At 64.7% G+C, this 9,916-nt stretch carries 8 protein-coding genes; all 8 read left to right on the forward strand.

Annotation, left to right across the window (positions count from 1 at the left end; all coding sequences use genetic code 11):
- Positions 1 to 878: peptidoglycan glycosyltransferase FtsW (locus WB528_RS26960; protein ID WP_423892394.1), on the forward strand; the 878-nt coding region annotated here is incomplete at its 5' end.
- A gap of 62 nt (positions 879 to 940) precedes the next feature.
- On the forward strand, positions 941 to 2,041 hold the full coding sequence (gene murG, locus WB528_RS26965; protein WP_423892395.1) for an undecaprenyldiphospho-muramoylpentapeptide beta-N-acetylglucosaminyltransferase: 1,101 nt from the start codon (positions 941 to 943) through the stop codon (positions 2,039 to 2,041).
- Positions 2,042 to 2,191: 150 nt separating this feature from the next.
- Positions 2,192 to 3,595 carry a UDP-N-acetylmuramate--L-alanine ligase gene (murC, locus tag WB528_RS26970; protein WP_423892396.1) on the forward strand — a complete coding sequence of 468 codons (1,404 nt, stop codon included), beginning with the start codon at positions 2,192 to 2,194 and terminating at the stop codon, positions 3,593 to 3,595.
- 2 nt (positions 3,596 to 3,597) lie between these two features.
- Positions 3,598 to 4,515, forward strand: a complete 918-nt coding sequence (gene murB / locus WB528_RS26975; protein ID WP_423892401.1) for a UDP-N-acetylmuramate dehydrogenase — start codon at positions 3,598 to 3,600, stop codon at positions 4,513 to 4,515.
- On the forward strand, positions 4,515 to 5,513 hold the full coding sequence (locus WB528_RS26980; protein WP_423892397.1) for a D-alanine--D-alanine ligase family protein: 999 nt from the start codon (positions 4,515 to 4,517) through the stop codon (positions 5,511 to 5,513). Before murB ends, WB528_RS26980 begins: the two co-directional genes overlap by 1 nt.
- 331 nt (positions 5,514 to 5,844) lie before the next feature.
- Positions 5,845 to 6,840 (forward strand): cell division protein FtsQ/DivIB, encoded by a 996-nt coding sequence (locus tag WB528_RS26985; protein WP_423892398.1) that lies wholly within the window; start codon positions 5,845 to 5,847, stop codon positions 6,838 to 6,840.
- The gene (gene ftsA / locus WB528_RS26990; RefSeq protein ID WP_423892399.1) at positions 6,837 to 8,159 is read left to right on the forward strand and encodes a cell division protein FtsA; all 1,323 of its coding nucleotides are present in this window, start codon (positions 6,837 to 6,839) and stop codon (positions 8,157 to 8,159) included. The genes WB528_RS26985 and ftsA overlap by 4 nt, the downstream gene beginning before the upstream one ends.
- Before the next feature lie 84 nt (positions 8,160 to 8,243).
- On the forward strand, positions 8,244 to 9,916 hold a 1,673-nt coding region (ftsZ, locus tag WB528_RS26995), incomplete at its 3' end, for a cell division protein FtsZ (RefSeq protein ID WP_423892400.1).

Below are 9,916 nucleotides of genomic sequence, written 5' to 3' on the forward strand. Positions count from 1 at the left end.
GTATTGCGCTGATCGTGATGACATTGTTGATCGGGCCTGAGGTAAAGGGCTCGCGGCGCTGGATCACGCTGATCGGGGTGAATATCCAGGCGTCCGAGTCCGCCAAGCCCGCGTTCGTGGTGCTGGCCGCATGGCTGTTTGCTGAATCGACGAAGCGGCCGGAAATGCCGGCAACGTCGATGGCGCTGGTGCTTCTGTTGACGCTGGTCTCGCTCCTGGTGATGGAGCCCGATTTCGGCCAGACCATGCTGATCCTGATGGTGTGGGGCGCGCTGTTCTTTATCGCCGGCATGCGCATGATCTGGGTGATGGGACTGGCCGGCGCGGCGGGCGTCGGGCTGTTCACCGCCTATCTGTTGGTGCCGCACGTCGCCGGCCGCATCAAGCGCTTCATGAATCCTGCTTCCGGCGACACCTTTCAGGTCGATACCGCGATGGAAGCCTTCAGCAATGGCGGCTGGTTCGGGCTTGGGCCGGGCGAGGGCATCGCCAAACGCAGTCTGCCGGATAGCCATACCGACTTTGTCTTCGCGGTGGCGGCGGAGGAGTTCGGCATCATCCTGTGCCTGATCCTGCTGGCGCTGTTTGCCTTCGTGGTGATCCGCGCGCTGTCGCGGGCCTATCGAAGCGAAGACATGTTCGCGCGCTTTGCGGCGTCGGGGCTGGCCATTCTGTTCGGCGTGCAGGCGGCGATCAACATGTCGGTCAACCTGCAACTGATCCCGGCCAAGGGCATGACGCTGCCGTTCATCTCCTATGGCGGTTCCTCGATGGTTTCGCTGGCCTATGGCGTCGGCATGATGCTGGCGCTGACACGGCAGCGGCCACGCACCGAACAGGAATCGATGAACGCCGGCATGGCCCAGGACTACGCGTAAAGACGACGCGTCGACGTTGTCGCTTCTCGCCATCTCAGTGCTTTGGCAGTAAAGAGGCGGCCATGAAGCAAAAACCCCTGATCCTGCTGGCTGCCGGCGGCACCGGCGGTCACCTGTTTCCGGCCGAGGCGCTCGGCGGCGCCTTGATGAAGCGCGGCTTTCGGGTGCGGCTCGTCACCGACGCGCGTGCGTTGCGCTACTCCGGCCTGTTTACACGCGACACCATCGACGTGGTGCCGAGCGAAACCGTGCGCAGCCGGAACCCGCTCTCGCTCGCACGCACCGGTTTTACGCTCGCCGCCGGCATGGCGGTCGCAATCTATCTGTTACGCAAGCTGAAGCCCGCAACGGTGGTCGGCTTCGGCGGTTATCCGACCTTGCCGCCGCTGGTCGCCGCGCGTCTGCTCGGCATTCCCGGCATTGTGCATGAAGCCAATGCCGTGCTCGGCCGCGCCAATCGTTTCCTGGCGAGCCGCGTCAGTGCGATTGCAACCTCGCTGCCCGGCGTGCTCGACCGTGACCCGGAGCTTGCTTCGAAAACCACGACCGTCGGCATGCCGATGCGTCCGGCGATCGTCGCGGCGGCGGCTGTGAAATATGCCGCGCCCGACCCGGCCGGGCCGTTTCGTCTGCTGGTGACCGGCGGCAGCCAGGGCGCGCGCGTGATGGCCGACATCGTGCCTGGCGCCATCGAGAAACTGGAGCCTGCATTATGGAGCCGGCTGGTGCTGACCCAGCAGGTGCGCGAGGAAGACATCGCGCGGGTTCGCGCGGTCTATGACCGGCTCAAGATCAATGCGGAGCTCGCGGCGTTTTTCACCGATTTACCGGCGCGGCTCGCGGCCAACCATCTGGTTATCTCGCGTTCGGGCGCCGGCACGGTCTCCGAACTTGCCGCCATCGGCCGTCCCTCGATCCTGGTGCCGCTGCCGGGCTCGATCGATCAGGACCAGTTCGCCAATGCCGGCGTACTCTCGCAGGCGGGCGGCGCCTTGCGGATCGTGCAAGGCGAATTCACGCCGGACCGCCTGGCCTCCGAAATTTCTGCGCTCGTCGCAGGACCCGCAAAACTGGCGGGGATGGCGCAAGCGGCGCGGAACGCCGGCCGGCTCGATGCGGCCGAACGCCTGGCCGACCTGGTCGTGAAAGTCGCCGGGATTTAGGCGACAACCGTTAAAATGCCCCCTTGTCATGCCACGCGAAAGCGGGGCATCCAGTAATCACCAACGGCTGATTTGACCATGGGCGGCGTACTGGATCGCCCGCCTTCGCGGGCGCTGACATCCGTGAAGTTGAGACGTCGGGGAACACCAATGAGACTGCCGCGCGAAATCGGACCCATTCATTTCGTCGGAATCGGCGGTATCGGGATGAGCGGCATCGCCGAGGTGCTGTGCAATCTCGGCTACACCGTGCAGGGCTCCGACGCGTCCGAAAGCGCCAATGTCGTGCGCCTGCGCGAGAAGGGCATCAAGATCGAGATCGGCCACCAGGCCGAGAATGTCGCGGGCGCCGACGTCGTCGTGGTCTCGACCGCGATCAAGCGTGACAATCCGGAATTGATGGCGGCGCGCGCGGGCCGCATTCCGGTGGTGCGGCGCGCCGAAATGCTCGCCGAATTGATGCGGCTGAAAAGCTGTGTCGCGATCGCAGGCACCCACGGCAAGACGACGACGACGACGATGGTGGCAACGCTGCTCGATGCCGGCGGCCTCGATCCAACCGTGATCAACGGCGGCATCATCAACGCCTATGGCTCCAATGCGCGTCTCGGCGCCGGCGACTGGATGGTCGTGGAAGCCGACGAGAGCGACGGCACCTTCCTGAAATTGCCGGCGGATGTCGTGATCGTCACCAATATCGACCCAGAGCATCTCGATCACTTCAAGACGTTCGATGCGATCCAGGAGGCTTTTCGTAACTTTATCGAGAACGTGCCTTTCTACGGTTTCGCCGTGATGTGCATCGATCATCCGGTGGTGCAGACGCTGGTCGGCAAGATCGAGGATCGCCGCATCATCACCTATGGCGAAAACCCGCAGGCCGACGCGCGGCTCGTCGACCTCACGCCAAACGGGAGCGGATCGAATTTCAAGGTCGTGATCCGCGATCGCAAGAGCGATGCCGCCCACCAGATCGCCGATATCGTCCTGCCCATGCCGGGGCGTCACAATGCCTTGAACGCCACCGCCGCGATCGCGGTGGCGCATGCGCTTGGCATTTCCGGCGAGGCGATCCGCGAAGCGCTGGCAGGCTTCGGCGGCGTCAAGCGGCGTTTTACCAAGACCGGTGAATATAAAGGCATCACCGTCATCGACGACTACGGCCATCATCCGGTTGAAATCGCCGCCGTCCTGAGGGCCGCGCGCGAGTCAACCAGCGGCAAGGTCATCGCCGTGGTGCAGCCCCATCGGTTCACGCGGCTGCAATCGCTATTTGAGGAATTCTGTACCTGTTTCAACGACGCCGACGCCGTGGTCGTTGCCGAGGTGTATCCCGCCGGCGAAGCGCCGATCGAAGGGATCGACCGCGATCATTTCGTGCTTGGCTTGCGCGCCCACGGCCATCGCGAGGTGATCCCGCTGCCGAATTCCAAAGCGCTGGCCGGCATTATCAGGGACCTCACCGGCACCGGCGATCTTGTCGTTTGTCTCGGCGCCGGCAACATTACGCAATGGGCCTACGCGCTGCCGGGCGAATTGAAGGCGCTGGGGTGAGCGTGGCCTTCCCCGACCTCACGCCTCAACTCAAAACCGCGATGCCGCAATTACGCGGGCGGTTGACGGCGAACCAGCAGCTTTCGGAACTCACCTGGTTTCGCGTCGGTGGCCCGGCGCAATTGCTGTTCACGCCGGCGGATGAAGACGACCTCGCTTACTTCCTGAAAAGCCTTTCCGCCGAGATTCCGGTTTACGTCGTCGGCGTCGGCTCCAACCTGATCGTGCGCGATGGCGGATTGCCCGGCGTGGTCATTCGCCTTGGTCCCCGCGGTTTCGGCGAGGTCAGCGTGCAAGGCGAGGTCGTCGTCGCGGGCGCGGCGGCGCTCGACAAGCGCGTGGCTGAGGCCGCCGCCGCCGCAGGCCTCGGCGGGCTTGAATTTTTCTTCGGCATTCCCGGCACTATCGGCGGCGCGCTGCGCATGAATGCCGGCGCCAATGCTGCGGAGACCAAGGATGTTCTGATCGAGGCCTCCGGCGTCGGCCGCGACGGCCAAAAGCATGTCTTCACGAATGCGGAGATGAAATTCGTCTACCGCAATTCCGGCGTCGACACTTCCGTCATCTTCACGTCCGCGCGGTTTCAGGGCAGGCCTGCCACGGCCGAGGCGATCCGCGTGCGCATGAACGAGGTGCAGGCGCACCGCGAGGCGGCGCAGCCGATCCGCGAAAAGACCGGAGGCTCGACCTTCAAGAACCCGCCCGGGCATAGCGCCTGGAAACTGATCGATGCCGCCGGTTGTCGCGGTTTGCGCATCGGGGGCGCGCAGGTGTCGGAAATGCACTGCAATTTCCTGATCAATACCGGTGAGGCGACGGCTGGCGATATCGAAGCCCTTGGCGAGGCCGTGCGCACGCGTGTGAAGGAAAATTCGGGAATCGAGTTACAATGGGAAATCAAGCGGATCGGGATTTCTTGATGCGTATCACCATTCTTTTCGGCGGCACGAACAAGGAGCGTCTGGTGTCGGTTGCGACGGCGCAGGCGCTGCATACCGCGCTGCCCGAGGCCGATTTGTGGTTCTGGGACGCCGACGACGCGGTGCATGAGGCGAGCGGCAAGGCGCTGCTGGCTCACGCCCGGCCGTTCGAAGATCCGTTCAAGCCCGATCGGTCCCGTGTCGCTCGCTCGATCGAGCAGGCATTGGACCGGGCCAAGGCCGACGGCCGCCTTCTGGTGCTGGGGTTGCACGGTGGCCGCGCCGAAAACGGCGAGTTGCAGGCGATGTGCGAACTCCGTGGGGTCGCCTTCACCGGCTCGGGGTCGGCCTCATCGAATCTTGCCTTCGACAAGGTCGCGGCCAAGCGCTTCGCGGCGATTGCGGGCGTCAACTCGCCCGCCGGCATTGCGCTTTCCGACATCGATGCGGCTTTTGCGGAGTATGGCAAGCTGATCGCCAAGCCTTCGCGCGACGGCTCGAGTTACGGGCTGATCTTCGTCAATTCCCGGCAGGATATCGTTGCCGTTCGCAACGCCGCGCGAAACGAGGAATATGTCATCGAGCCCCTGATCGCCGGCATCGAATCGACCTGCGGCGTTCTGGAGCAGGCGGACGGTTCGGTCATCGCGCTGCCGCCGATCGAGATCATTCCGGCCGAGGGTGGGCTGGGCTTCGACTACCGCGCGAAATATCTTGAGAAAGCGACCCAGGAAATCTGTCCCGGCCGCTTTTCGCCCGAAATCAGCTCCGCGATCATGGACATGGCCTTGCGGGCTCACCTCGCTTTGTCATGCACTGGCTATTCCCGGAGCGACTTCATCGTTTCCGACAAGGGACCGGTCTATCTCGAGACCAACACCCTGCCGGGCCTGACCAAGGCCTCGCTCTACCCGAAGGAGCTGAAGGCGCACGGCATCGACTTCGCCGATTTCCTTAAGGGTCAGATTGAGATCGCGGAACGGCGCGCCCGGGGGTAGGGCGCGGTCGCCAAGGCAGGAACCGGCTCAAGCGTTACCGGAATCCTAACGTTACCGGTCAAAGCCTTCTCTGGGCACGTCAAATCGGAGCCTGAAGGGACCAAATTTACCCTTTGTTTACCAGGAAGTCCGAAGGTTAACGCTGGCGGCGCATGTGTGCTTGGCCGCCGGGGCGGGCTGTTTTCGCGAAGATTTCGCGTTTCCAGCGCGCATGGGGATGGTGACCCTGTCTCGAGGCAGCGGTCCGACGCTTCACACCCGGCACGGCCTAGCCGTCGGATGCGCCAGCTCCGCAATTCCTTGCGGGCACAACGGTTGACGAGCTCGAGTAATGGATGGTGGAGGACGTCTCGCCCGGTCGCCGCGATCGCCGAGGCAACAGATGGATCTGATGGACGCCGTCATTGGCGCGGCTGTGGCTCTGCGCGCGCGGCTGTTTTCCGCTTCGCTTCCCGCCAAATCCAAATCACGCCGTATCGCCCGCGACGAACGGCCACACGGTCTGATCGCCTTTGTGGAAAGCCGCCTGCCGCGCCGTTCCGGCCTCATCGCAACCCTGCTGTTGCTGGCGGCGAGCGCCGGTCTTGGCATCGTCAAGGGCGGCCATCTCGAGGCGTTCGTCGCATCGGTAAGCGACACGCGAAACGCGCTGGCCAATTCGGCCGGGTTCCGGATCACCACCGTGGCGATCAACGGCCGCAAGCAACTCTCCCAGGACGAGGTGCTCGCGATCGGCGGCGTCAACGGCCGCTCGTCGCTGTTGTTCCTCGACGCTGCCTTGGTTCGCGACAAGCTGAAAGCCAGCGCCTGGATCAGCGATGCCAACGTGCAGAAGCTTTATCCCGGCCAGCTGCGCATCGACATCGTCGAACGGAGGCCTTTTGCGCTGTGGCAGCACGAGGGCCGCCTTGCGATCATTTCGGATGATGGCGCGGTGCTGCAGGGCTACGTCACGCCGCGCTTCCTCAAACTGCCGCTGGTAGTGGGCAAGGGCGCCGAGACCCGCGCCAAGGATTTCCTGGCGTTGCTTTCGCATTATCCGCAAGTCAATGCCGTGACCAAGGCTGTGACCCTGGTCGGCGAGCGGCGCTGGAATCTCAGGCTCAACGACGGCCTCGACGTCCGCCTGCCGGAACACGAGGTCGGCAACGCGCTTCTCACCTTGAGCAACCTCGACAAGGACGAGCACCTTTTTTCCAAGGACATTGTCGCGGTCGACATGCGGCTGCCGGATCGCCTGATCGTGCAACTGTCGGACGACGCCGCCAAGGCCCGCGAAGAAGCGCTCAAGAAGAAAGAGCCGAAAAAGAAAGTGGGCGACGCATGAGCGCCCGCGATTACACCCAGGCGCCGAAGACGCGCCCAATGTCGGGCAAGCGCACCGCGCTGGTCGCTTCCCTCGACATCGGCACCAGCAAGATCGCCTGCATGATCGCGCGGCTGACGCCGTGCCCGCCGAGCGAAGCTTTGGGCGGCCGCAGTCACGCGGTGGAATTGATCGGCTACAGCCAGATCCAGTCGCATGGCGTCAAGGCCGGCGCGGTAGTCGATCCCGCCGAATGCGAGCAGGCGGTTCGCCAGGCGGTCGCGGCTGCCGAGGATATGGCCAAGGTCCGGGTTGAATCGGTCCTGCTGTCGGTCTCGGCCGGTCGCTTGCAGGGCCAGCTGATCGAGGCGGCCGCCGACATCAAGGGCGGGGCCGTGACGTCTGCCGACGTCTCGCGCGTCACCTCCGCCGGCATGCACCATGCGACCGGCGAGGGCCGTACCGTGCTGCACGCACTGCCAATCAGCTACTCGCTCGACGGCGTGAAGGGCGTTCGCGACGCCAAGGGCATGGTGGCGCGGCAGTTCGGCGTCGACATGAATGTCGTCACGGCGGATACGACGGTGGTCAAGAATCTGATGCTGGTGGTCGAGCGCTGCCACCTCAATGTCGAGGCGATGGCGGCCAGCCCCTACGTGGCCGGGCTTTCGGTCCTGACCGACGACGAGGCCGATCTCGGCGCTGCGGTGGTCGAAATGGGGGCGGGGACCACCACGATCGCGACCTATTCCGGCGGGCGGTTCATGCACGCATCCGGGTTTGCCCTGGGTGGCCACCACATCACCATGGATCTGGCGCGCGGACTCTCGGCGTGCATTGCGGATGCCGAGCGAATCAAGACGTTATATGGCACGGTGCTGACCGGCGGGTCTGACGCACACGAGTTGATGTCCGTGCCGTCTGCCGGCGACGACGAGCTGGATGTTCCGCAGGTCGTGTCACACGCCACGATCGCGAGCATTGTCCGGCCCCGTGCCGAGGAGATTTTTGAGATGGTCAGGGACCGGCTTGCGGATTCTCCCTTTGCGGCGGAACCGAAAGCCCGTGTCGTCCTGAGCGGGGGCGCCTCGCAACTCACCGGCGTCCTCGAGCTCGCCACACGGATTCTCAACCGGCCGGTCCGCCTCGGCCGCCCGCTCGGTTTCAGCCGGCTGCCCAGCGAGGCCAAGGGGGCTTCCTTCGCGGTTCCCGCCGGCCTCCTCGTCTATCCGCAATACGCTCATCTTGAACACGTCGAACCGCGGCATACGCGGCAGCTCAGGACAGGGACTGACGGCTATTTCGGAAAAGTCGGACGATGGCTTCGAGAGGGCTTCTGATGGATCTTTTCCGCAATCCAATTCAACCAACACCCGCGGCCGCCGGCCGGGGCGAACCCACGCGCGCGTGATCGAGAGGCAACCATGGCACTCAATATTACTCCTCCTGACATTCATGAGCTGAAGCCCCGGATCACCGTCTTTGGCGTCGGGGGAGCCGGCGGCAACGCCGTCAACAACATGATCACCGCCGGATTGCAGGGGGTCGATTTCGTCGTCGCCAACACCGACGCGCAGGCGCTGACGATGTCGAAGGCGCAGCGCATCATCCAGATGGGCACGCAAGTTACCCAGGGCCTCGGTGCAGGTTCGCAGCCGGATGTCGGCGCGGCCGCGGCGCAAGAGGTCATCGACGAGATCCGCGACCATCTCTCCGGCGCTAACATGGTGTTCGTCACCGCCGGCATGGGCGGCGGCACCGGCACCGGGGCAGCCCCGGTCATTGCCCGGACCGCGCGGGATCTCGGCATCCTCACCGTCGGCGTGGTGACCAAGCCGTTCCACTTCGAAGGCCAGCGCCGCATGCGCACGGCGGAAGCCGGTATCAACGAACTGCACAAGGTGGTCGATACCCTTCTGATCATTCCGAACCAGAACCTGTTCCGGGTTGCGAACGAAAAGACCACCTTCGCCGACGCCTTCGCGATGGCCGATCAGGTGCTCTATTCGGGCGTCGCCTGCATCACCGACCTGATGGTCAAGGAAGGCCTGATCAACCTCGACTTCGCCGACGTGAGGGCGGTGATGAGGGAGATGGGCAAGGCGATGATGGGGACGGGTGAGGCCACCGGCGAGAAGCGCGCGCTGACCGCCGCGGAAGCCGCGATCGCCAACCCGCTGATCGACGATTCCTCGATGAAGGGCGCCCGCGGCCTCCTGATCTCGATTACCGGCGGCAGGGATCTGACGCTGTTCGAAGTCGACGAAGCCGCCACCCGAATCCGCGAAGAAGTCGATCAGGACGCCAACATCATCGTCGGCGCGACCTTCGACGAGACGCTCGATGGCATCATCCGCGTCTCGGTGGTCGCCACCGGCATCGAACAGGCGCTGATTTCCCGCAACACCGGCAATGCCTCGCCGGCTCCCGTGGCCAACGCCACCGGCCCGACTTCGTCTCCGGACACCCGTCTCGCCGAACTGACAGCGCGGCTTCGCGCCGACAATGCGCGGCTTGCGGAGCGTGCGCAGAAAATGGAGTCGTCGAATTCGGCCCAGCCGGCGCAAGTCGCGCCTCAGCGTCCCTCCAACACGATCGAGCGCGCCGCGCTGGCGGCGATTGCCGCTGCCGTCGCGCCCGAAACGCCGCAGGCTTCCGCGCCGTTACAGCCCGCAGCCTATGGCGATGTCACGGTTCGCCCGATCGCGCAGAAGCCGTCGCTGTTTCCCGATCCCGAAACAGCGTCAGCGCCCGCTGCCGAATCGACGCCGCCGGAGACCTTCATCCCGCAGGCGGCCGAACGTCCGCCGTTGCGTGCGCCGCGGATGCCGAAGTTTGAGGAATTGCCGGTGCCGGCCCAGAACGAAATCCGGCAGGCCCGCGGCGAAGCTGAAGAGGAGCATCCGCAAAAGACCCGGATGTCGCTGTTGCAGCGCCTGGCCCACGTCGGCCTTGGCCGTCGCGACGAAGAAAGCGAGCCGCCGATCGCAGCGCGCGCTTCGGGTCCGGCAATGCCCGCAATGCCGGCCATGCCGGCGCTGCCCGAGCGCAAGCCGCAGCGGTCAGTCGCCGAGCAAATGGCGGCGCGGCCTCCGGT

The sequence above is a fragment of the Bradyrhizobium sp. genome, assembly GCF_049586575.1.
In the GTDB taxonomy this organism is placed as follows: Bacteria; Pseudomonadota; Alphaproteobacteria; order Rhizobiales; family Xanthobacteraceae; genus Bradyrhizobium.

What these genes read in the sequence shown, in the direction of transcription:
- murG (WP_423892395.1), top strand. Translation starts at nt 941, where the DNA reads ATGAAGCAAAAACCCCTGATCCTGCTGGCTGCCGGCGGCACCGGCGGT.
- murC (WP_423892396.1), top strand. Translation starts at nt 2,192, where the DNA reads ATGAGACTGCCGCGCGAAATCGGACCCATTCATTTCGTCGGAATCGGC.
- WB528_RS26980 (WP_423892397.1), top strand. Translation starts at nt 4,515, where the DNA reads ATGCGTATCACCATTCTTTTCGGCGGCACGAACAAGGAGCGTCTGGTG.
- WB528_RS26985 (WP_423892398.1), top strand. Translation starts at nt 5,845, where the DNA reads ATGGATGGTGGAGGACGTCTCGCCCGGTCGCCGCGATCGCCGAGGCAA.
- ftsA (WP_423892399.1), top strand. Translation starts at nt 6,837, where the DNA reads ATGAGCGCCCGCGATTACACCCAGGCGCCGAAGACGCGCCCAATGTCG.